The following is a 20,962-nucleotide window of genomic DNA, read 5'->3' on the forward strand; positions in this document are numbered from 1 at the left end:
GTACATGGCTATACTGCCTGCCGGGGATAGGCTGTCGACAGCAGTCGTGGCGGCCGCATCACGACATACCGCAGCCGCAGGGGAGCTTGCATGGATATTGCCGAGCTATTGGCGTTCTCGGTCAAGAACAAAGCGTCCGACCTTCATCTGTCCGCGGGCCTGCCGCCGATGATCCGGGTCGATGGCGACGTGCGCCGGATCAACATCCCGGCGCTGGAGCACAAGCAGGTGCACGCGCTGGTCTACGACATCATGTCGGACAAGCAGCGCCGCGACTTCGAGGAATTCCTCGAGACCGACTTCTCGTTCGAGATCCCGGGCCTGGCGCGCTTCCGCGTCAACGCGTTCAACCAGAACCGCGGCGCCGGCGCGGTATTCCGCACCATTCCCTCCGAAGTGCTGACCCTCGAGGACCTGGCCTGCCCGCCGATCTTCCGCGAGCTGATCGACCAGCCGCAGGGCCTGATCCTGGTCACCGGCCCGACCGGTTCGGGCAAGTCGACCACGCTGGCGGCGATGATCGACCACATCAACAAGAACGAGTACGGGCACATCCTCACCATCGAGGACCCGATCGAGTTCGTGCACACCTCGCAGAAGTGCCTGATCAACCAGCGCGAGGTGCACCGCGACACCCACGGCTTCAGCGAGGCGCTGCGTTCGGCGCTGCGCGAGGATCCGGACATCGTGCTGGTCGGCGAGCTGCGCGACCTGGAAACCATCCGGCTGGCGCTGACCGCGGCCGAGACCGGCCACCTGGTGTTCGGTACCCTGCACACCAGTTCGGCGGCCAAGACCATCGACCGCATCATCGACGTGTTCCCCGCCGGCGAGAAGCCGATGGTGCGCTCGATGCTGTCCGAGTCGCTGCGCGCGGTGATCTCGCAGGCGCTGCTGAAGAAGGTCGGCGGCGGCCGCACCGCGGCCTGGGAAATCATGGTCGGCACCCCGGCCATCCGCAACCTGATCCGCGAGGACAAGGTCGCGCAGATGTACTCGTCGATCCAGACCGGCCAGCAGCACGGCATGATGACGCTCGACCAGCACCTGCAGGACCTGGTCAAGCGCGGCATGGTCACGCGCCAGCAGGCCAAGGAATACGCGAAGGAAAAGCGTCTTTTCGAATGACCGGAAAGACGCGGGAATCGACAACTTAGGAGCCGGGAGACGGGAGACAGGATGGAGATCGGAAAGATGTCGTTTCCATGATTCCCCGTCCGCATTCCCCATTCCCCGCGCCGCAGGAGCCACCCATGAGCAGCATCGATTTCACCTCGTTCCTCAAGCTGATGGCGCACCAGAAGGCGTCGGACCTGTTCATCACCGCGGGCATGCCGCCGTCGATGAAGGTGCACGGCAAGATCTCGCCGATCACGCAGAACCCGCTCACGCCGCAGCAGTCGCGCGACCTGGTGCTCAACGTGATGTCGCCGCCGCAGCGCGAGGAGTTCGAGAAGACGCACGAGTGCAACTTCGCGATCGGCGTGTCCGGCGTGGGCCGCTTCCGCGTCTCGTGCTTCTACCAGCGCAACCAGGTGGGCATGGTGCTGCGCCGGATCGAGACCAAGATCCCCAGCATCGAAGAGCTGAACCTGCCGCCGATCATCAAGACGCTGGCGATGACCAAGCGCGGCATCATCATCTTCGTCGGCGCGACCGGCACGGGTAAATCGACCTCGCTGGCGGCGATGATCGGCTACCGCAACCAGAACTCGACCGGCCACATCATCACGATCGAGGATCCGATCGAGTTCGTGCACAAGCACGAGGGCTGCATCATCACCCAGCGCGAAGTCGGCATCGACACCGACAGCTGGGAAAACGCGCTGAAGAACACCCTGCGCCAGGCGCCGGACGTGATCATGATCGGCGAGGTGCGCACACGCGAGGGCATGGACCACGCCATCGCCTTTGCCGAGACCGGCCACCTGGTGCTGTGCACCCTGCATGCCAACAACGCCAACCAGGCGATGGACCGCATCATCAACTTCTTCCCCGAGGACCGGCGCAGCCAGCTGCTGATGGATCTGTCGCTCAACCTCAAGGGCGTGGTCGCGCAGCAGCTGATCCCGACCCCGGACGGCAAGGCCCGGCGCGTGGCGATGGAGATCATGCTCGGCACGCCGCTGGTGCAGGACTACATCCGCGACGGCGAGATCCACAAGCTCAAGGAGATCATGAAGGAGTCGACCAACCTCGGCATGAAGACCTTCGACCAGGCCCTGTTCGAGCTCTACCAGGCCGGCGAGATCTCCTACGAGGACGCGCTGCGATTCGCCGACTCGCAGAACGAGGTGCGGCTGCGGATCAAGCTCGCCCAGGGTGGCGATGCGCGCACCCTGTCGCAGGGCCTGGACGGGGTGGAGATCGCCGAGGTCCGCTGACGGGCCACGTCCGCTGCTCTTGCTGCGACGCTTCGGTGGCTGGCGGCTTCGGAGCCATGGAGGCGGCGGAAGCCGCAAAACCCGGGCCTGCCCTTCGCACTCTGGCCCGGTTCCCCTCGAATGGGAAAAGAACCCACAAACGATCCGGACCTGGTGTTGGCCGTCGACTGGCTGGAATCCGGGCAGGCCGCCGCGCTCGCGGACAGGCTGCTGCACGAACTGCCCTGGCAGGTTCATCGGGTGCGGATGTTCGGGCGGGAGATCGATTCGCCGCGGCGCAGCTGCTGGATCGGCGATCCGCAGGCCGCCTACCGTTACTCCGGCGTCCGCCACGAACCGCATCCGTGGCCGTCGATCCTGGTTCCGCTGCGCGAGCGCCTGGCCCTTGAAACCGGCGTGCACTTCAACAGCGTGCTGGCCAACCTGTATCGCGACGGGCGCGACAGCATGGGCTGGCACAGTGACGACGAGCCGGAGCTGGGCGAGTGTCCGGTGATCGCTTCGGTGAGCCTGGGGGCGACGCGCAGGTTCGTGCTCAGGCACCGGCACGATCCATCGCGCAAGCGCACGCTCGAGCTGCCCGGCGGCAGCCTGCTGCTGATGCGCGGCCAGACGCAGGCGCAGTGGCGGCATGCACTCCCGCGGACGGCACAACCGGTCGGGCCGAGGATCAACCTGACGTTCCGGCGCATCCAGCGCGGCTGACGCGGGCGGCCTCCGGCAGAGCGGCGCCGGACCGTCCGCTGTCATCCCGAACGCAGTTCCGCTGTCATCCCGAACGCAGTGAGGGATCTGCGGGGGCGAGATCCCTCACTGCGTTCGGGATGACAGGCATGAGTCGACAGGCATGAGTCGGCAGGCAACGGGGGCACGCGCAGGGGCAGGGCTGACCGGCGCAGTGGACGACAACAGATGCGGTCGCCGACACAGGCGGCGCCAGCCGCGGCGCGTGACAAACGCAGTGATCGACCAGGCTGGTCGGCCGGATTATTCCTGGCGGTGGTGGGCGTCGCCCGTGACCAGGATCCAGTGCGCCAGTTCACCGGTCACGACCTCCAGCCCACGCGAGAAGGCCTGCACGACCACGCCGATATCGGTGCTTGCGGCGGACTCGACGTGGGCAAAGGTGCGCGAGCCGACGATGGTCTGGTCGTGCGAATGGATCAGCTTGGCGTTGAACTCGATTGCCGCGGAGGGAACCGCGTTGCCGGCGTAGTCCGCCTCGAAGCGGCGCAGGTCGATGACCAGCTTGTAGTCGGCCGAGATGCCCGACCCCTGGCGGGCCACCGCCGGGATCCGCCCCGAATCCTCCAGTGCGCGCAGCAGTGCGTCCTGCAGCATGTCGGTCGGCGTCTTGGCCCAGCTGGCGCCGCGGTACACCTGCAGCTCGCCAGGTGCCGGCCGCACGGCGATGCGCGAGCTGTCGATCATGCGCGCCGCCATTGGCGTGGCGAGCGAGAGCTGCCAGGACACCGTGGGCGCGGTCGCGTCCAGGGTCACGCGCGGATCCGGCGCGTAGATCGTGGCGCGCTCGCGCCCGTTGCCGCCGCCCAGCAGCGAGCAGCCCGCCAGGGCCAGCGCAAGCGTGGCGATGAGTGGAATGCGCCAGCGCGGGGCTGCATGGTGCGTCGCGCATGTTGCTGCCGAAGCGGATTCGCGGGTACTTTCCAACAGCCGCAGGCTGGTCTTCCCGATTGCCGGCTTCATCACGGTTCGAACTCCTTCGGCGCGTCGCGGCCAAACAGGTATTGGGCGGGATTGGCGTCGAGGCGGTCGCTGATGCGGCGCAGGTCGCGCACCAGGCCACGCAGTTCGCCCAGGGTGGGGCCGAGCTGCGACAGCCCGTCATTGGCGAAACTGTTGATCGCCGCGCGGTTCTCGTTGAGGATCGCGTCCGCGCCACCGGCGGCCGAGTCGAGCTTGGCCAGGGTGGTGTCGATCCTTGCCACCAGTGCCGGCAGCTTCTGGGCGAGTTCGCGGTCGAACGTGTCCAGGGTGCGGTTGGCGGTGGACATCGTGACCGTGAGCTGCTCGCTGGCGGTGCGGGCGTTGATCAGGATCTCGCGCATGTCCTGGCGCTGCCCGGCGATGGCGCCGGTCATGCTCTGGATGTTGTCGAGCGTGGCGGTGACGCGCTGCACGTTCTCCTCGCTGAGCATTTTGTCGAGCCGTTCGACCAGCCGGTTGGCGGTGTCGGCGATGTTCTGCAGCGCCGAGGCCTCGGTCTCGATCACCGGCGGCGCGCCATCGGGGCCGGCGACGAGCGGTGCGGCCTGGGGGCTGCCTCCGGTGAGCTGGATGATGGGCGGCCCGGTCAGGCTGGTCATCGACAGCCTGGCGCGGGTATCGGACCTGACCGGGGCGTTGGCCTGTACCTTCAGCCGCGCGATGACCTGGCGCGGATCGTTCGGCGCCAGCATCAGGTCATCGACGGTGCCGATCGCGATGCCGTTGTACTGCACGCTGCTGCCCTCGGTCAGGCCGGTCACCGGCTCGCGGAACACCACCAGGTATTCGTTCCAGCTGCGGTCGGAGGAATACTTGGCTGCCCACAGCGCGAACAGCAGCAGGAACAGCGTCACCGCGATGGTGAACGCGCCGATCAGCACGTAGTTGGCCTTGGTTTCCATCAGGTGTCCTCAGCGATGGCCGACGCTCGGCGGGCTGCGCGCCCGCGCGGGCCATGGAAATAGTCGTGTATCCACGGATGGTCGGTCCGCTCGATCTCGTCCAGCGGCGCCACCGCGACGACCTTGCGATCGGCCAGCACGGCAACACGATCACAGATCGCATACAGCGTGTCGAGATCGTGTGTGATCAGGAAGACGGTCAGCCCCAGCGCCTGCTGGAGGGTGCGGATCAGGCGGTCGAAGGCGGCGGCGCCGATCGGGTCGAGGCCGGCGGTCGGCTCGTCCAGGAACAGCAGCGGCGGGTCCAGCGCCAGCGCACGGGCCAGCGCGGCGCGCTTGCGCATGCCGCCCGACAGCTGCGAGGGCAGCTTGTTCAGCGCGTCGGCAGGCAGCCCGGCCAGGCGCACCTTGAGCAGGGCCAGCTCGTAGCGCAGCGATTCGGGAAGGTCCCGATGGTGCTCCTTGAGCGGCACCTGCACGTTCTCGCCGACGGTCAGCGACGAGAACAGCGCGCCGTCCTGGAACAGCACGCCGGTGCTGCGCTCGATGTGCAGGCGGTCTGCCGGGTCGTCCGAGCGCGGGTCGACGCCAAGCACCGCGATCTCGCCCGCGTCCGGCTTGCGCAAGCCGATCAGCGAGCGCATCAGCACCGACTTGCCGCTGCCCGAACCGCCGACCACGCCGAGGATCTCGCCGGGCCGCACGTCCAGGTCGAGGTCCTCGTGCACCGTCTGCGCACCGAAGCGGTTGAGCATGCCGCGCACGCGGATCACGGGCGCCGCATCCGTGGCGGCGTCGTTCCCGGACCGGGATTCGTGCGCGGCCGCGGGCAACCCCGTCGCCGCGTGGCCCGCTTGTTCCTGCCTGTTCGGATCACCAGTCACTAATCACCGTCACCAATCCATGTACATGAACCAGATCGCCGCGAACGCGTCGAACACGATCACTAGCGAGATCGTCTGCACCACCGACGACGTGGTGCGTTCGCCGACCGATTGCGCGGTGCCCTTGACCTGCATGCCTTCCAGGCAGCCGATCAGGCCGATCACCATCGCGAACAGCGGCGCCTTGGACATGCCGATCAGGAAGTGGCGGATCTCCATTTCCTGGTGCATGCGTGCCAGGTAGGCCTGCGGCGGGATGTCGAGGCTGAAGGCGCCGACCGACAGGCCACCGAGCAGGCCCGCGACCATGCCGATGAAGGTCAGCAGCGGCAGCATCACCAGCAGCGCGATCAGCCGCGGGATCACCAGCAGCTCGACCGGGTCCAGGCCAAGCGTGCGGATGGCATCGACCTCCTCGCGGCTCACCATCGCGCCGATCTGCGCGGTGAACGCGCTGGCGGTACGGCCGGCGAGCAGGATCGCGGTCAGCAGCACGCCGAACTCGCGCAGGAAGGCGATCGACACCAGTTCGACGACGAAGATCGTCGCGCCAAAATCGACCAGGATCTGCGCGCCGAGAAAGGCAATCACCGCACCGACCAGGAACGACAGCAGCGCCACCAGCGGCACCGCGTCCAGGCCGACCTGCTCCATGTGGTGCACGGTCGAGGTGAGGCGGAACCTGCGCCAATCGACCAGGGTGCGCCCGAGCTTGAGCAGGGTTTCGCCGAGGAAGCTCACCAGGGCGACGAACTCCCTGGCATTGTCGTGGACGGCATGGCCCAACCGCGCCAGCGCCGCGGCGAACCCGTACTCGCGCCTGGGCTTGGGGCGGTCGTCGTGGATGTCCTCGATCGCGGAAACCAGCGCGCGATGGTCCTCGCGGAAGCGGAAGTCCCCGTAGTCCAGCTCGCGCCGCTTGGCGTAGCGCAACAGCTGCAGCACGCCCAGCGAGTCGAGCCGGTCGATGCCGGTCGCGTCGATCGCGGTGATCGAGTCGGGCGCGGTGCGCAACGCCTGGCCTATGTCGCCGGCGTAGTCGAGCGTCCAGCTTCCGTCCAGGCGCAGCAGCGCGTCGTCGCCGGGCGCAGGGCCCGCGGTCGGCGGCATATGGTCCGGGGCACTCATCGGAGGCGAGGATACAGGCAAGCCCGTGCAACGGCAGCGTGAGGCCGCTGCAGCGGGACGCCCCGGCCGCGCCATGCGATCCTGTTGCAATGCCAGTTGCCAAGCTTCCCGCCACCGCCGCCTACGCCATCCGCATCGCGTTCATCGCCGAGCTGGCCGGGCACCTGCATCGCTACGGCACCACGGCGCAGCGGCTGGAAGGCGCGATCGTGTCGGTCGCGCGCCGGCTCGGGCTGGATTGCGAACCGTGGAGCAACCCGACCGGGCTGATCCTGAGCTTCAGCGACCCGCAGCGTCCGCCCGGCGAGAGCGATACCACGCGCGTGATCCGCCTGCCGCCAGGGGAGACCAACCTGTCCAGGCTGTGCGAGGCCGACCGCATCGCCGAGGAGGTGATGGCCGGGCGGCTCGACATCGCCCAGGGCCACGCCGCGCTGCGCGCGCTGGACCGTGCCGCGGACTGGCGCGCGAACCTGCGCCAGATCTTTGGCTTCGGGCTCGCGGCGGCGAGCCTGGCGGGTCTGCTGCGGCTGCCCTGGCTGGACATCGCCACGGCAGGCGTGATCGGGACCCTGATCGGCCTGCTGCTCGTGGCCAGCCGCAACAGTCCGCAGATGCGGGAGGCCGACGATGCCATCGCCGGCATCGTCGCCGGCGGGCTCGCGGCGCTGGTGGCCGTCTTCGTTGCGCCGCTCAACCTCAATACCGTGGTGATCGCATCGATGATCGTGCTGATGCCGGGAATGGCCCTGACCAACGCCTTCAGCGAACTCACCAGCCAGCACCTGATGTCGGGCACGGCGCGCTTCTTCGGCGCGATGACGACCCTGCTCAAACTCACCGTCGGCACGATGATCGCGCTGACCCTGGTGCAACTGGTCGGACTGGAGCCGCAGGTGCGGGCGTGGCGGCCGCAGCCGGCGTGGGTGGAGTGGGTTGCGGTGGTCACGGCGGCGTGGGCCTTCGCGGCGCTGTTCCGCGCAGCGCGCCGCGACTACCTGCTGGTGATGGCCGCGGCGATCGTGGGCTACCAGATCTCGCGCCTGGGCGGGCAATGGCTGGGCAGTCCGGTCGGGGTATTCCTGTCGGCGCTGGTGATCACCGTGGCCGGCAACGGCTACGCGCGCTGGAGGAACCGGCCCGGCGCGCTGATCCGGGTGCCCGGCATCATCATGCTGGTGCCCGGCAGCACCAGCCTGCGCAGCCTGCTGGTGGCGGTACAACAGCAGGATGTCTCGGCCGGGCAGGGTGCGGCCATCGCCGTGATCAACGTCCTGCTGGCGCTGGTGGCCGGCCTGCTGTTCGGCAACCTGCTGCTGACGGCGCGACGCGACCTCTGAACAGGCGCGGCTTCAGCCCCGCGCGAAATGACGACCAGGCTGTTACGAATATCGCGCAGCACGATCTGAAACCGCGACCCGGTCAATCAACGCTGCAGATTGACCGGGTTTCGCGCTGCACCCCAACAACGAGGGGTGCAGAGGAGTCCGATGTTCCGGGCCTCCTCCTTGCCATTGCCTTACTTCTTGATCAGGAAATCTTCCGGCTTCTTGCCCTTCTTGACCAGCGCCGCCATCCAGCGCGGGTGCTTGCCGCGGCCGGTCCAGGTTTCTTCCGGACTGGCCGGGTTGCGGTACTTGGGCGCGACCTTCCCGAGCTTGCGCCCCTTGCGCGTGGCCTTCTTCGCAGGCGCCTGCTTCGCGGTGCGAGCGGGCGTGCCGGTGGTGGCGCGCCCGCCGAACAGCTCATCGATGGAATACCCTTCCGCGGCAGCGAATTCGACGATCCGGCTGCGGATCGCGGTGATGGGCGTGCGCTTTTTCAGCGCGGTCTTGCGCTGCCGGGCGGCGCTGATAAGCGCATCGAGTTGCTGGGGCGAAAGTGTATTCAGATCGATTGCCATTCAGATACTCCGTAAAGGGAAAGGGGAATGGCCGGTCCGTGGCGCGCGGCCATGGTAGTGGAATGTGCCGCGCAATCAAAACAATACCTTCGCGCAACTGCGTGAAGGAGATTATCCCTGCGATATTGCGGCCGGATATCCGGCCCGGTTTTCAGCGGGCCGGAAGGCGCGACAGCAGTGCCTCGCGATCGAGATTCACCGATTCGGATTCGCCGCGCGCGCGGTATTCGAAAGTGCCCGCCGCCAGGCCGCGCTCGGACACCACGATCCGGTGCGGGATGCCGATCAGCTCGATGTCGGCGAACATCGATCCCGGGCGCAGTCCGCGATCGTCAAGCGCGGTGTCGATGCCGGCCTCGACGAGCTCGCGGTACAGCGCCTCGGCCGCAGCCGCCACTTCGGCGTTGTGCTTGGGATTGATCACGCACACCACCGCCTGCCATGGCGCCATCGGTGCCGGCCAGACGATGCCGGCCGCGTCGTGGTTCTGCTCGATCGCGGCGGCGACGATGCGCGACACGCCGATCCCGTAGCAGCCCATCGCCGGGTGCACGGCCTTGCCGGCCTCGTCGAGCACGGTGCAGCGCATGGCCTCGGAATAATTGCGGCCCAGTGCGAACACGTGGCCGACCTCGATGCCGCGCGCCAGCGCGAGCGTGCCGCGGCCGTCGGGCGAGGCATCGCCGGCGACGACGTTGCGGATGTCGGCCACCTCGTCGGCTTCGGGCAGGTCGCGGCCCCAGTTCACACCAGCGATGTGGAAGCCGCTTTCGTTGGCGCCGACGACGAAGTCCGCCATGGCCGCTACGCTGCGATCGGCGATGACGCGGATCGGCTTCTTCGCGCCGATCGGGCCCAGGAAGCCGGGATCGGCGCGGAGGTGCTCGCGGATCTCCGCTTCCGTGGCCAGCCGGTAATCGGCCATGCCCGGCAACTTGGCCAGCTTGATCTCGTTGACCAGGTGGTCGCCGCGCACCAGCGCCAGCACGAAACCGTCCTTGCCCCACAGCGCCACCGATTTCACCGTGCGCTGCAGCGCGACGCCGAGCAGGGCTGCGACGTCCTCGCAGGTTTTCTGCACCGGCGTGTCGACCTTGCGCAGGTCTTCCGATGCGGTGGCGCGCGCGCCTGGCGAGACCGCTTCGGCCAACTCGACGTTGGCGGCGTAGTCGGAGTCTTGCGAAAACGCCAGCGCGTCCTCGCCAGAATCGGCCAGCACGTGGAACTCGTGCGAGGCGCTGCCGCCGATCGCGCCGGTGTCGGCGGCCACCGCGCGGAACTTCAGCCCCAGGCGGGTGAAGATGCGCGTGTACGTGTCGTACATGTTGCGATATTCGCGGTCCAGGTCCTCGTCGGTGACGTGGAAGGAGTAGGCGTCCTTCATCAGGAACTCGCGCGCGCGCATCACCCCGAAGCGCGGACGGATCTCGTCGCGGAACTTGGTGCTGACCTGGTAGAAGTTGACTGGCAGCTGCTTGTAGCTGGCGAACTCATGGCGGAAGAAATCGGTCACCGCCTCTTCGGCCGTGGGCGTGAAGCAGTAGTCCTGCTCCTTGCGGTCGCGGATCTTGAGCAGCTGCGGCCCGAACTTTTCCCAGCGTCCGGTTTCCTCCCACAGTTCCTTCGGCTGCACCGATGGCATCGCCATCTCGATTGCGCCGGCGCGGTCCATCTCCTCGCGCACGATCGCCTCGACCTTGCGCAGCACGCGCAGGCCCAGCGGCGACCAGGTGTAGAGGCCCGCGGCGAGCCGGCGCACCATGCCGGTGCGGAGCATCAGCTGATGGCTGACGATCTCGGCGTCGGCGGGCGTTTCCTTTTCGGTACGGAGGTGGAACTGCGACAGGCGCATCGGCAAGCTCAGGGCGGCGGGATGCGCATTCTGCCATGCGTCCCGCGGCAAGCCGGCCGCGGTGCTCAGGGAGCGGCTTCGATCGAGGGATCCGGATCGATGATGTTGCGGCGTTCGAGCGCAGCGACATCGACCACGGTGTAGTCGCGTCCCTGCGGTGGGATGTCGGTGATCTGGACGATGCCGGCGGCGTCGCGCCAGCGATACAGGGAGGGGCCGGGTGGCGGGCCGGCGGTCCGTGCGGCTTCGTTGCCGGCCGGAGTCCCGCCCTCGACGGACGCCAGCGCGGGCGGCTGCTCGCGCGCCAGCCACCAGGCGAGCGCACCGGCGCCGAGGATGCCTGCTGCAATGGCCCAGGCCGGCCGCATGGCTCAGCTGGCCGGAACGCTGGTGCCGCTGCAGTAGGCCTTGACCGCCGCGTTCGCCAGTTCGGTCTGGCTGGCGCGCTCGGCGTCGTTCAATGCGCGACCCGGCTGGCCTTCCTCGCCGGCCTCGTGCACCGGACGACCGCTGGCCAGCGCGGCCACGTTGGCCTGCGCAGTGGCGCACCTGGGGTCTTCGGCGGCGGCCTGGGCGGCGACTGGCTGCACGCTGCCGGCGCGCTCGCCGCTGATCGCACGCTGCTGGTAGCTGCCCTTCGGCGGCGGGGTCTGCGAGTAGTGGGTGATGCCGTTGGCATCCTTCCACTGGTACACCTCGCCAGCGTGCACGGTGGCTGCGGCAAGCAGGCCGGCGGCGGCGAAGATCAGGATCGGAAGGCGGGGCATCGACTAGCTCCTGCGGGAGACGTTGGTTTCCACGGCGATTCCAGCACTGCGCGGCCCCTTGCGCAAGCAGGGCGCTGTGGAAACGTGAACCGGGCGCGGGCCACGGCAGCCAACGGCAGCGTCGCGCCCAGGACAGCGCCGCGCCGGCAGGCGCTACACTGCCCGGATGGAGCATCCGACCCCAGCGCCGCCACGCGGCCGCGGCATCTACCTGCTACCCAACCTGTTCACCACCGGGGGCCTGTTTGCCGGCTTCTTCGCGATCATCGCCGCCTCGCAGGGGCGCTATGGCGCTGCCTGCATCGCGATCTTCGTGGCCGCGATCCTCGACGGCATCGACGGGCGCGTGGCGCGGCTGACCAACACCCAGAGCGAGTTCGGCGTGCAGTACGACTCGCTGGCCGACCTGATCAGCTTCGGCATGGCGCCGGCACTGGTGATGTACCACTGGGCGCTGGTGTCGATGAAGCTCGACGGGCCCACGCTGGGCAAGATCGGCTGGCTGGGCGCCTTTCTCTACGCCGCCTGCGCGGCGCTGCGGCTGGCGCGGTTCAACAGCCAGGTCGGCACCGTCGACAAGCGCTGGTTCATCGGCCTGGCCAGCCCTGCCGCCGCAGGGCTGATGGCGAGCTTCGTGTGGACCTGCCACGAACTCGGCTTTGTCGGCGAAGAGCTGCGCTATGTGGCGTTGGCGGTGACGGTGGTGTCGGCCCTGCTGATGGTCAGCCGGCTGCGCTACAGCAGCTTCAAAGGCAGCGGCAGTGGACCGAAGGCCGAACGCGTGCCGTTCGTGGCGCTGCTGATCGCGGTGGGCGTGCTGATCGCGCTGTGGGTGGACCCGCCCAAGACCCTGCTTATCGCGGCCACGCTGTACGCGCTGTCCGGACCGGCGCTCTGGCTCTGGCGGCGCCGCGGGGGCGGACGCGCGGAGGTGGCGTGAACTGGGATCCGTTCCAGCGCGACGCACTGGAAGCGATGGGCTACCGGCTCTACGCGGTCCAGGGTGCGCCCGCATCGCCGATGGAAGAGCGGGACGCGCGGCCGGCGCCGAGACCTGATGCTGCTGTGGATATTGCAGCGGTCGATGCCACGGCGGGCGCGCCGCTGCTGCGCGCGCTGCTGCGCGCGGCCGGACGCCGTGCGGACGATGCCGCTGCGCTGGCGCTGTGCCGCGACCTGCTGCCATCCGGCCGGCTGCATGACGCGGCCTCGCGTCGCGCGCTGTGGCCGCGGCTGCGCGCACTGCGGGCCAGGCACTCGCGATGAGCGCGGTCGCCGTCGACGCAGGGCAGGCGCGCGCCGCGCTGCGGCCGATGCGCGATGGCGACCTCGACAAGGTGATGCGCATCGAGGTGCGCGCCTATCCCTTCCCGTGGACCGTCGGCATCTTCCGCGACTGCCTGCGCGCCGCGTACCCGGCCTGGGTGCTGGTCGAGGACCAACGCATCATCGGTTACGGCGTGCTGAGCGTGGCCGCAGGCGAGGCGCACGTGCTCAACGTCTGCATCGATCCCGATGACCAGGGCCGTGGCCACGGTCGCCGCCTGCTGCGCGCGCTGGTGCGGGCGGCGCAGGGACAGGGCGCGCAGCGCGTGTTCCTGGAGGTGCGCCCGTCCAATCCGAACGCGATCGCGCTCTACCACGACGAAGGATTCAACGAGATTGGCCGCCGCCCGCGCTACTACCCGACGCACGACGGTCGCGAGGATGCGATCGTGATGGCGCGCGAACTCGTCTCCGACGACATCAGCAGGATGCCGCCCCTGTAGCAGCGGCTTCAGCCGCGATCGCTTGCCCGGCCGTGTCGAACGTCCGGTCGCGGCTGAAGCCGCTCCTACGACAGCCGCGCGCGCTGGGCGCCCAGTGCCTCGTGCTGCGCGGTCCAGTCGGCCAGGCGCTGGCGCTCCTGTTCGACCACCGCGGGTGGCACCTTGTCGCTGAACTTCTCGAGCTTGGCCGCGCTCTTGTCCTTCTCGGCGGATACGCGCGTGATCTCCTTGTCCAGGCGCGTGCGCTCGGCATCAAGGTCGACCAGGCCCTCCAGCGGTACGAACAGCCGCAGCTCTCCGACCAGGCCGGCCGCGGCCGGCGGCGGGTCGCCCTCGACCGCCTCGATGCGCTCGAGCCGGTTGAGGAAGCGCAGCTGCGCATCGAAGCGCCGCAGGCGCGCGGCATCGTCGTCGGTGCCCGCCTGCACCAGCAGTGGCACCTGCCGCGAGGGCGACACGCCCAGCTCGCTGCGGATGCGGCGCAGGGCCGTGACCATCAGTTTGAGCCATTCGACGTCTGCTTCGGCGCGCGCGAAATCACCCTGGAAATCGGCGGCCTGCGGATAGGCCTGCAGCGAGATGGTGTCGCCTTCGATGCCCAGGCGCGGCGCAACCTGGCGCCACAGCTCTTCGGTGACGAAGGGAATGAGCGGATGCAGCAGGCGCAGCAGCGCTTCCAGCACGACCAGCAGGGTATGGCGGGTGCTTTCCGCGGCTGCCGCGTCGCTGCCCTGCAGGGCAGGCTTGGCCAGTTCCACGAACCAGTCGCAGTATTCGTTCCATGCGAACTCGTACAGCGTCTGTGCGAGCAGGTCGAAGCGGTAGCTGGCGAAGTGTTCATGCGCCTGCGCGGTGGCACTGGCCAGGCGCGACAGGATCCACTTCTCCGCGTCGGTATTAGGCTGGGTCGGGTTGCCCCCATCCGCCCTTCGGGCACCTTCCCCCGCAGGCGGGTGAAGGGATTGCGTGTTCATCAGCACGAAGCGCGTCGCGTTCCACAGCTTGTTGCAGAAGTTGCGGTAGCCATCGGCGCGACCGAGGTCGAACTTGATGTCGCGGCCCGGGCCGGCGAGCGCGGCCATGGTGAAACGCAGCGGGTCGGCGCCGTGTGCGGCGATGCCGTCCGGGTATTCCTTGCGCGTGGCCTTCTCGATCTTCGGCGCGTCGCCGGGCTTCATCAGCCCGGTGGTGCGCTTGGCGACCAGCGCATCTGCGCTGATGCCGTCGATGATGTCGAGCGGGTCGAGCACGTTGCCCTTGGACTTCGACATCTTCTGGCCTTCCCGGTCGCGGACCAGGCCGGTGATGTAGACATCGTCGAAGGCGACCTTGCCGGTCAGCGCGTCGGTCATCATGACCATGCGCGCGACCCAGAAGAAGATGATGTCGAAGCCGGTGACCAGCACGCTGGTCGGCAGGAAATCCTCGAACCCGCGCTCGCGCATCGCGTCCTGGTCCGGCCAGCCCAGGGTGCTGAACGGCCACAGCGCCGAGGAGAACCAGGTCTCCAGCACGTCGCTGTCCTGGCGCAACGCGACGTCGTCGCCGAGGTCTGCGCGAGCGCGCGCCTCGGCCTCGTCGCGGCCCACGTACACGTTGCCGGCCTCGTCGAACCAGGCCGGAATGCGGTGGCCCCACCAGAGCTGGCGGCTGATGGTCCAGTCCTGGATGTTCTCCATCCAGTGGCGGTAGGTGTTGATCCAGTTCGGCGGCACGAATTTGACGCTGCCGTTCTCTACCAGCTCCATGCCGCGGCGGCCCATCTGGTCCATGGCCACGAACCACTGGTCGGTCAGGAACGGCTCGATCACCTGGCCGCTGCGGTCGCCGAACGGCTGCATGATCGGCTTGGCATCGACCAGCGGCTGGCCCTCGACGTCGACGACCGCCAGGCCTTCGCCGGTGATCGCCTCGACCACGCGCTGGCGCGCCTCGTAGCGGTCCAGGCCACGCAGTTCCTCGGGCACCAGGTTGATCGCGCCGACGTCGTCGGGGTTGTGCTGGCCGCGCGCGATGCGTCCGGCAATGTCCGCGCTTTCGGCGTACGACAGCCCGTCGCTGCGCATGCGCGCCGAGCCGTCCATCAGCGCGTACAGCGGCAGGTTGTTGCGCTGGGCGACACCGTAGTCGTTGAAGTCGTGGGCGCCGGTGATCTTGACCGCGCCCGAGCCGAACGCCGGGTCCGGGTAGTCGTCGGTGATGATCGGGATCAGCCGCCGGTGCTGCTTCGGCCCGACCGGGATCTCGCACAGCTTGCCCACGATCGGCGCGTAGCGCGCGTCCGAAGGATGCACCGCCACCGCACCGTCGCCGAGCATGGTCTCCGGGCGGGTGGTGGCGATGGCGATGTAGTTGCGGGTCTCGCGCAGGGTGACGTTGCCGTCGGCGTCGCGCTCGACGTATTCGTAGGTCTCGCCGCCGGCCAGCGGGTACTTGAAGTGCCACATGTGGCCGGGCACTTCGCGGTTCTCCACTTCCAGGTCGGAGATCGCGGTGTTGAGCACCGGATCCCAGTTGACCAGGCGCTTGCCGCGATAGATCAGGCCCTTTTCGTGCAGCCGCACGAAGGCTTCGATCACCGCCTGCGACGGGCCCTCGTCCATGGTGAAGACCTTGCGCGACCAGTCGCCGGACGTGCCCATGCGTCGCATCTGGCGCTCGATGGTGTCGCCGGACTGCTGCTTCCACTCCCACACTTTGGCGATGAAGCCGTCGCGCCCGAGCGAATCGCGGGTCTGCCCTTCGCCGGCAATGGCGAGGTTGCGGCCGACCACCATCTCGGTGGCGATCCCGGCATGGTCGGTGCCCATCTGCCAGAGCGTGCGGTGGCCGAGCATGCGGTGGTAGCGGATCAGCGCATCCTGCAGGGTGTGCTGGAAGGCATGGCCCATGTGCAGGGTGCCGGTGACGTTCGGCGGCGGCAGCAGGATGGTGTAGGCGGGGCCATCGCCACGCGGCGCGAAGACGCCGGACGACTCCCATTTGGCGTAGAGCCGCGATTCGAAGTTGCCGGGGTCGTAGCTGGGGGCGAGTTGGTCGGTCATGGGATGCGGCTTGTCATTCCGAAAGGAGTGAGGAATCTGCTCCACGGGGCAGACGCGTCGACCAGAAGCGGATTCCTCACTGCGATCGGAATGACAGAGTGGGGAATGGTGTGGCGATGGTCCGGCTACGGGTTCACATGTCGTACTTGTTGAGCTCGAAGCCCTGTGCCTTGTAGTGCTTCCAGCGCTCGCGCAGCGGGCCGCGCGCGGATTCGTCCGCGGGCACCACCTCGAGCACGCGCTGGAAGTCGCCGGTGACCGGCGCGTCGCGCAGGTTGATCACCAGTGCGCGCATCGGCGCATCGGTCTGCGGGTCGGCGATCAGCACCGGCGTCACCTCGTCCTCGTCGTCGCGGCCGGCGATCTGGTGCGGGATGTAGTCATCCTCGCCCATGTCCCAGAGCAGGTCGTCGAGCGCCTCGGCCTGGGCGGTGTCGCGTGCGAGCACCAGCGTCCACAGATCGGCGCCATACGCCTTGCGCACCAGCTCGCAGACCAGCCGCAGCGGCTGCTCGCGGAAGCGCGGCTTTGCGACCAGGTAGAAGTCGGCGCGGGGCATCAGGGTCGGGGATGCGGAGCAGGCAACCGCGAGCGGCGACGTACCGCGATCCCGTGGCCCGCAGGTGACGGCCGCAGTGCAACGCTTTTCACCATTGCCGGTTCCCGGTCCTCAGCCCGCGGTCGCGCCGCCGGCGCGATCCAGCAGCCACTGGCTGAGCAGGCCCACCGGGCGTCCGGTCGCCATGCCCATCTTGCCGTCGCCGCTGGCGCTGCCGGCGATGTCCAGGTGCGCCCAGCGCTGGCCTTCGGTGAACCGCGACAGGAAGCAGCCCGCCGTGATCGCGCCGCCCCAGCGGCCGCCGATGTTGTAGACGTCGGCGAAGTTGGATTCGAGCAGGGTCTGGTATTCGTCCCACAGCGGCAGGCGCCAGGCGCGGTCGAACACGTCCTCGCCCGCGGCCAGAAGTTCGGACGACAGGTCGTCGTGCTTGCTCATCAGGCCCGAGGCGTAGCGGCCCAGCGCGACCATGCAGGCGCCGGTGAGGGTGGCCACGTCGACCAGTGCCTCGGGCTTGAAGCGCTCGGCGTAGGTCAGCGCATCGCACAGGATCAGGCGACCCTCGGCGTCGGTGTTGCCGACCTCGATGGTCTTGCCGGCCATGCTGGTGATCACGTCGGACGGGCGGTAGCTGTTGCCGTCGATCGCGTTCTCGACCGCCGGCACGATCACCACCAGGTTGATCGGCAGCTGCATGCCGACCGCGGCGACGAAGGTGCCGAGCACGCCGGCCGCGCCGCACATGTCGAACTTCATTTCCTCGATGCCGCCCTGCGTCTTGAGGTTGACGCCGCCGGTATCGAAGGTGATGCCCTTGCCGACCAGCACGTAGGGCCTGGCGTCGCCGCCGTTGTTCCACTTCAGCACCACCAGGTGCGGGCGGTTGGCCGAACCGCGCGCGACCGCGAGCAGGGCGCCCATGCCCAGCTGCTCCATCTGCGCCTCGTCGAGGATCTCGGCCTCGGCCTTGTCGAAGCGCGCCGCGAATTCCTGCGCCTGCTGGGCGACATAGGCTGGGTTGCAGATGTTGGGCGGCAGGTTGCCGAGCTCGCGGGCGAACTTCACGCCGGCCGCGATCGCCTTGCCCTGCGCCAGCGCAGTCTCGTCCTCACCCTGCACCGCGAAGGCGGCCAGGCCGGTTTCGCTGCGCTTCTTGTTCTTCGCACCGAGGGTGCTGGTGTAGCGGTAGGCGGCATGGTCTGCGGCGATGACCGCCTGGCGGATGTTCCAGGCCGCGTCGCGGTCCTTGACCTCGAGCTCGGACAGGGTGAACAGCGCCGACTTCACCGGGCCGGTGCGCAGGGCGCGCACCGCGTCGGCGACCGCCTTGAGGTACTGGGCCACGCCGAACTTGGCCTTTTCGCCCAGCCCGATCACCAGAACGCGCGGCGCGGACACGCCAGGCAGGTCATGCACGGTCAGGCTGCGGCCGGTAGCGCCGGAAATGTCGCCGCGCGTGACCAGCGCGGCCAGCCGGCCTTCGCCGTCGAGGGCCTGGGCGGCGGGGCTCAGCGAGCCGTCGGAGAAGGCGCCTACCACGACGCAATCGGTGCCGGTGGCGCCCGCAGTCGAGCGGTTCAGGGTGAATTCGAGGGTCATCAATCAGATTCCAGAGGCTATTTCGTACAATCGCCGGCCACGCAGCGCCTGGACGCCGGAGCCGCGGCGATCAGGGCCGCATTTGCGGGCCGCAGGCAATGCCCTAGTCTAATCGAACCCCCCATCCGATGCCGAAGCTCGACAGCTACCTGTTCCGCGAATTCGCGCAGACCACGTTCGCGGCGCTGGTGGTGCTGATGGTGGTGAGCCTGGGCGGTGTGTTTGCCGACGTGCTCAAGGATATCGTCGGCGGCAAGGTGCCGGCCGGCATCATGCTGGCCCAGCTGGGCCTGCAGTTGCTCAACTACCTGCCGCTGATCCTGCCGCTGGGGCTGATGCTGGGGCTGCTGCTGGCCGTGGGCCGGCTCTACCGCGACAGCGAGGCGCCGGTGCTGGCCTCGATCGGCGTCGGCCCGCGACGGCTGCTGCGTCCGCTGCTGATGCTGGTGGTGCCGTTCGTGCTGGTGGTTGGCGCCTGCTCGCTGTGGCTGGGACCGTGGGCGCGCAGCTATTCGCAGCAGATGATCGAAGCCGGGCAGCGCACGCTGCTCGTGTCCGGACTGGAGGCCGGGCGCTTCGTCGAGCTGCCGGGCGGTGGCGGGGTGGTGTATGCCAACGCGATGTCGAACGACGGCACGCAGCTGGGACGCGTGTTCATCTACCGCCAGGAGGAGGGCCGGATGGACGTCACCTCGGCGCGCACCGGCGCGCTGGCCGTGGACGGAACGACCCGCTACCTGCGGCTGGACGAGGGTTTCCGCGTCGAGGGCCCGATGGATGGGGGCAAGGACTACCGGCTGATGCGCTATGGCTCCAACGAGGTGCGCCTGCCCGATGCGGACAGCACCGACATCGCCAACGATCCGGAAATGATGTCGACCCTGGCATTGCTGCCCGACGGGCGCCCGGAGGCGCGTGCGCAGCTGCATTTCCGGCTGGCGCCGCCGCTGCTGGCGCTGGCATTCGCACTGATGGCGGTGCCGCTCGCACGCAGCCCGCCGCGGCAGGCGCGCTGGGGGCGGATCCTGGTCGGCCTGCTGGCCTACGTGTTCGGGCTCAACCTGATGCTGCTCGGGACCAATGCGCTGGCGTCGGGCAAGCTGCCCGCGCCGCTGGGCCTGTGGTGGCTGGTGCTTCCGCTGCTTGCCCTGGGCCTGTGGATGTACTTCACCGATGGCCGCGTCACGCGTGTGCGCCCGCGCCTGCCGGGGAGGAGGGAATGATGGCGTTCCCCAGGCGCCACGACCTGCTGGTCGCGCGCGTGGTCATCGGCACGGTGCTGCTGACCTGGGCGGTCCTCACCGGCCTGGACCTGGTGCTGGCGATGGTGGATGAACTGCGCAGCGTCGGCCAGGGCAGCTACGACTTCATCAAGGCGGTCAACTACGTCGCGCACACCGCGCCGCGGCGCGCCTACATGATGTTCCCCACCGCTGCGGTCATCGGCTCGCTGATGGGCCTGGGCCAACTGGCGGCCAGCTCCGAGCTGACCGCACTGCGGGCGCTGGGCATCTCACGCCAGCGGCTGAGCCTGTCGGTGGCGCTGCCGCTGCTGCTGCTGACCGGCCTGATGATGGTCAATGCCGAGACGGTCGGCCCCTGGGCGCAGCGCAGCGCCGACATGATGAAGTCCGCCGCGCGCTCCAACGACATGATCGTGGCCCAGTACTCGGGCCTGTGGGCGCGCGAAGGCGACACCTTCCTCAACGCCCAGGCCGGCCGCGAGCGTGAGGAGGGCGGCGAGCACTGGCTCGAGCTCGACGACGTGCGCCTGTTCGAGTTCGACGAAAACGGGCGCCTGACCTCCATCGCCCACGCACGCGTCGCCGAGCACCGCAGCAGCGGCTGGCTGCTGCATGACGTCACGCGCACCTGGTTCGAGGAGCGTGCGGTCAGCCAGACCGAGTCGACCGAGGAGCGCTGGGAGTCGAACCTGGATTCCGCCGCCCTGGCCGCAAACGCCGGCAACATCTGGCGACCGCGTTACATGACTTCGGCCGAGCTCAGCCAGGGCATCGAGTACCGCAAGCGCAACCAGCTCGACGCCAGCGAGTTCGAGGAATACTACTGGGGCCACTGGTTCTATCCGCTCAACGTCCTGGCCCTGTGCCTGGCGGCCATTCCCTTCGCGTTCGGCAGCCTGCGCAGCGGCGGCCTGGGCAGGCGCCTGTTCATCGGCGTGGTCTTTGCGCTGGGCTTCTGGCTGCTGCAGACCCAGGTGGTGAAACTCGCCGCGGTCTACCAGTTCGACTACCGCATCGCCTATTCCGTACCCCCGCTGCTCATGCTCACCGTCTCCTGGCTACTGTTCAGACGTCGGAGTGGGTGAGGAGCGGGCGCTCGCGAGGCACTGCCTCGCGCCCGCTCCGAACGCCCGGCGCGCTGCGCCGGGCCGGACGTAAAACAACATCTGCGCTGCGCTTCGCGCTTTCGCGCGCCACGG

At 68.5% G+C, this 20,962-nt stretch carries 20 protein-coding genes; 9 read left to right on the plus strand and 11 right to left on the minus strand.

What is annotated here, in order from left to right; genetic code table 11:
• Positions 1-90: 90 nt before the first annotated feature.
• The 3 genes from ACW5EG_RS03645 to ACW5EG_RS03655 all read left to right on the plus strand — a co-directional run bounded on the left by ACW5EG_RS03645 (position 91) and on the right by ACW5EG_RS03655 (position 3,089).
• Positions 91-1,128 (plus strand): type IV pilus twitching motility protein PilT, encoded by a 1,038-nt coding sequence (locus ACW5EG_RS03645; protein ID WP_457017406.1) that lies wholly within the window; start codon positions 91-93, stop codon positions 1,126-1,128.
• A 125-nt stretch (positions 1,129-1,253) separates the two neighbouring features.
• On the plus strand, positions 1,254-2,384 hold the full coding sequence (locus ACW5EG_RS03650; RefSeq protein WP_457017407.1) for a PilT/PilU family type 4a pilus ATPase: 1,131 nt from the start codon (positions 1,254-1,256) through the stop codon (positions 2,382-2,384).
• Positions 2,385-2,504: 120 nt separating this feature from the next.
• Positions 2,505-3,089, plus strand: coding sequence for an alpha-ketoglutarate-dependent dioxygenase AlkB family protein (locus ACW5EG_RS03655; RefSeq protein ID WP_457017408.1), 585 nt, complete (start codon positions 2,505-2,507; stop codon positions 3,087-3,089).
• Between the two features lie 282 nt (positions 3,090-3,371).
• Here the strand turns inward: ACW5EG_RS03655 and ACW5EG_RS03660 are convergent, their stop codons facing one another.
• From ACW5EG_RS03660 to ACW5EG_RS03675, 4 genes are all read right to left on the minus strand, one after another.
• Positions 3,372-4,091: an ABC-type transport auxiliary lipoprotein family protein gene (locus ACW5EG_RS03660; protein ID WP_457017409.1), complete on the minus strand. Its 720-nt coding sequence runs from the start codon at positions 4,089-4,091 to the stop codon at positions 3,372-3,374.
• Positions 4,091-5,014 carry an MlaD family protein gene (locus tag ACW5EG_RS03665; RefSeq protein ID WP_457017410.1) on the minus strand — a complete coding sequence of 308 codons (924 nt, stop codon included), beginning with the start codon at positions 5,012-5,014 and terminating at the stop codon, positions 4,091-4,093. Before ACW5EG_RS03665 ends, ACW5EG_RS03660 begins: the two co-directional genes overlap by 1 nt.
• Positions 5,014-5,769, minus strand: coding sequence for an ABC transporter ATP-binding protein (locus ACW5EG_RS03670; RefSeq protein ID WP_457018393.1), 756 nt, complete (start codon positions 5,767-5,769; stop codon positions 5,014-5,016). Before ACW5EG_RS03670 ends, ACW5EG_RS03665 begins: the two co-directional genes overlap by 1 nt.
• 138 nt (positions 5,770-5,907) lie before the next feature.
• Entirely contained in the window at positions 5,908-7,008 is a 1,101-nt protein-coding gene (locus ACW5EG_RS03675) for an MlaE family ABC transporter permease (protein WP_457018394.1), read from the minus strand.
• Between the two features lie 107 nt (positions 7,009-7,115).
• Between ACW5EG_RS03675 and ACW5EG_RS03680 the strand changes: the two genes are divergently transcribed.
• Positions 7,116-8,366: a threonine/serine ThrE exporter family protein gene (locus ACW5EG_RS03680; protein WP_457017411.1), complete on the plus strand. Its 1,251-nt coding sequence runs from the start codon at positions 7,116-7,118 to the stop codon at positions 8,364-8,366.
• Between the two features lie 179 nt (positions 8,367-8,545).
• Here ACW5EG_RS03680 and ACW5EG_RS03685 read toward each other — a convergent pair whose 3' ends face one another.
• The 4 genes from ACW5EG_RS03685 to ACW5EG_RS03700 form a co-directional block, all read right to left on the minus strand.
• Positions 8,546-8,929 (minus strand): H-NS histone family protein, encoded by a 384-nt coding sequence (locus ACW5EG_RS03685; protein WP_457017412.1) that lies wholly within the window; start codon positions 8,927-8,929, stop codon positions 8,546-8,548.
• A 151-nt stretch (positions 8,930-9,080) separates the two neighbouring features.
• Positions 9,081-10,781 carry a proline--tRNA ligase gene (locus tag ACW5EG_RS03690; protein WP_457017413.1) on the minus strand — a complete coding sequence of 567 codons (1,701 nt, stop codon included), beginning with the start codon at positions 10,779-10,781 and terminating at the stop codon, positions 9,081-9,083.
• 65 nt (positions 10,782-10,846) lie between these two features.
• Positions 10,847-11,149: a DUF4124 domain-containing protein gene (locus ACW5EG_RS03695; RefSeq protein ID WP_457017414.1), complete on the minus strand. Its 303-nt coding sequence runs from the start codon at positions 11,147-11,149 to the stop codon at positions 10,847-10,849.
• Positions 11,150-11,152: 3 nt separating this feature from the next.
• Positions 11,153-11,548, minus strand: coding sequence for a DUF4124 domain-containing protein (locus tag ACW5EG_RS03700; RefSeq protein WP_457017415.1), 396 nt, complete (start codon positions 11,546-11,548; stop codon positions 11,153-11,155).
• A gap of 166 nt (positions 11,549-11,714) precedes the next feature.
• Between ACW5EG_RS03700 and pssA the strand changes: the two genes are divergently transcribed.
• Genes pssA through rimI form a run of 3 tightly spaced genes read left to right on the plus strand, consistent with a single transcriptional unit; the run spans position 11,715 to position 13,317 of the window.
• Complete coding sequence (pssA, locus tag ACW5EG_RS03705; RefSeq protein WP_457017416.1) at positions 11,715-12,488, plus strand: CDP-diacylglycerol--serine O-phosphatidyltransferase; 774 nt, start codon at positions 11,715-11,717, stop codon at positions 12,486-12,488.
• Positions 12,485-12,814, plus strand: coding sequence for a hypothetical protein (locus tag ACW5EG_RS03710; protein ID WP_457017417.1), 330 nt, complete (start codon positions 12,485-12,487; stop codon positions 12,812-12,814). The genes pssA and ACW5EG_RS03710 overlap by 4 nt, the downstream gene beginning before the upstream one ends.
• On the plus strand, positions 12,811-13,317 hold the full coding sequence (gene rimI, locus ACW5EG_RS03715; protein WP_457017418.1) for a ribosomal protein S18-alanine N-acetyltransferase: 507 nt from the start codon (positions 12,811-12,813) through the stop codon (positions 13,315-13,317). The genes ACW5EG_RS03710 and rimI overlap by 4 nt, the downstream gene beginning before the upstream one ends.
• Before the next feature lie 65 nt (positions 13,318-13,382).
• On the opposite strand, the gene ACW5EG_RS03720 is transcribed toward rimI, so the two are convergent.
• From ACW5EG_RS03720 to ACW5EG_RS03730, 3 genes are all read right to left on the minus strand, one after another.
• On the minus strand, positions 13,383-16,361 hold the full coding sequence (locus tag ACW5EG_RS03720; protein WP_457017419.1) for a valine--tRNA ligase: 2,979 nt from the start codon (positions 16,359-16,361) through the stop codon (positions 13,383-13,385).
• Positions 16,362-16,494: 133 nt separating this feature from the next.
• The gene (locus ACW5EG_RS03725; RefSeq protein WP_457017420.1) at positions 16,495-16,920 is read right to left on the minus strand and encodes a DNA polymerase III subunit chi; all 426 of its coding nucleotides are present in this window, start codon (positions 16,918-16,920) and stop codon (positions 16,495-16,497) included.
• Between the two features lie 111 nt (positions 16,921-17,031).
• The gene (locus ACW5EG_RS03730; RefSeq protein ID WP_457017421.1) at positions 17,032-18,519 is read right to left on the minus strand and encodes a leucyl aminopeptidase; all 1,488 of its coding nucleotides are present in this window, start codon (positions 18,517-18,519) and stop codon (positions 17,032-17,034) included.
• A 128-nt stretch (positions 18,520-18,647) separates the two neighbouring features.
• Here ACW5EG_RS03730 and lptF point away from each other — a divergent pair, with 128 nt between their 5' ends.
• Complete coding sequence (gene lptF / locus ACW5EG_RS03735) at positions 18,648-19,742, plus strand: LPS export ABC transporter permease LptF (protein WP_457017422.1); 1,095 nt, start codon at positions 18,648-18,650, stop codon at positions 19,740-19,742.
• The gene (lptG, locus tag ACW5EG_RS03740) at positions 19,676-20,848 is read left to right on the plus strand and encodes an LPS export ABC transporter permease LptG (protein ID WP_457017423.1); all 1,173 of its coding nucleotides are present in this window, start codon (positions 19,676-19,678) and stop codon (positions 20,846-20,848) included. Before lptF ends, lptG begins: the two co-directional genes overlap by 67 nt.
• Positions 20,849-20,962 lie beyond the last annotated feature (114 nt).

It is taken from the genome of Luteimonas sp. A611, assembly GCF_054072715.1.

Excerpts from the sequence above, each read along its gene's own strand:
- ACW5EG_RS03645 (WP_457017406.1), top strand. The coding sequence starts at position 91 with ATGGATATTGCCGAGCTATTGGCGTTCTCGGTCAAGAACAAAGCGTCC.
- ACW5EG_RS03650 (WP_457017407.1), top strand. The coding sequence starts at position 1,254 with ATGAGCAGCATCGATTTCACCTCGTTCCTCAAGCTGATGGCGCACCAG.
- ACW5EG_RS03655 (WP_457017408.1), top strand. The coding sequence starts at position 2,505 with ATGGGAAAAGAACCCACAAACGATCCGGACCTGGTGTTGGCCGTCGAC.
- ACW5EG_RS03660 (WP_457017409.1), bottom strand. The coding sequence starts at position 4,091 with ATGAAGCCGGCAATCGGGAAGACCAGCCTGCGGCTGTTGGAAAGTACC.
- ACW5EG_RS03665 (WP_457017410.1), bottom strand. The coding sequence starts at position 5,014 with ATGGAAACCAAGGCCAACTACGTGCTGATCGGCGCGTTCACCATCGCG.
- ACW5EG_RS03670 (WP_457018393.1), bottom strand. The coding sequence starts at position 5,769 with ATGCTCAACCGCTTCGGTGCGCAGACGGTGCACGAGGACCTCGACCTG.
- ACW5EG_RS03675 (WP_457018394.1), bottom strand. The coding sequence starts at position 7,008 with ATGCCGCCGACCGCGGGCCCTGCGCCCGGCGACGACGCGCTGCTGCGC.
- ACW5EG_RS03680 (WP_457017411.1), top strand. The coding sequence starts at position 7,116 with ATGCCAGTTGCCAAGCTTCCCGCCACCGCCGCCTACGCCATCCGCATC.
- ACW5EG_RS03685 (WP_457017412.1), bottom strand. The coding sequence starts at position 8,929 with ATGGCAATCGATCTGAATACACTTTCGCCCCAGCAACTCGATGCGCTT.
- ACW5EG_RS03690 (WP_457017413.1), bottom strand. The coding sequence starts at position 10,781 with ATGCGCCTGTCGCAGTTCCACCTCCGTACCGAAAAGGAAACGCCCGCC.
- ACW5EG_RS03695 (WP_457017414.1), bottom strand. The coding sequence starts at position 11,149 with ATGCGGCCGGCCTGGGCCATTGCAGCAGGCATCCTCGGCGCCGGTGCG.
- ACW5EG_RS03700 (WP_457017415.1), bottom strand. The coding sequence starts at position 11,548 with ATGCCCCGCCTTCCGATCCTGATCTTCGCCGCCGCCGGCCTGCTTGCC.
- pssA (WP_457017416.1), top strand. The coding sequence starts at position 11,715 with ATGGAGCATCCGACCCCAGCGCCGCCACGCGGCCGCGGCATCTACCTG.
- rimI (WP_457017418.1), top strand. The coding sequence starts at position 12,811 with ATGAGCGCGGTCGCCGTCGACGCAGGGCAGGCGCGCGCCGCGCTGCGG.
- ACW5EG_RS03720 (WP_457017419.1), bottom strand. The coding sequence starts at position 16,361 with ATGACCGACCAACTCGCCCCCAGCTACGACCCCGGCAACTTCGAATCG.
- ACW5EG_RS03725 (WP_457017420.1), bottom strand. The coding sequence starts at position 16,920 with ATGCCCCGCGCCGACTTCTACCTGGTCGCAAAGCCGCGCTTCCGCGAG.
- ACW5EG_RS03730 (WP_457017421.1), bottom strand. The coding sequence starts at position 18,519 with ATGACCCTCGAATTCACCCTGAACCGCTCGACTGCGGGCGCCACCGGC.
- lptF (WP_457017422.1), top strand. The coding sequence starts at position 18,648 with ATGCCGAAGCTCGACAGCTACCTGTTCCGCGAATTCGCGCAGACCACG.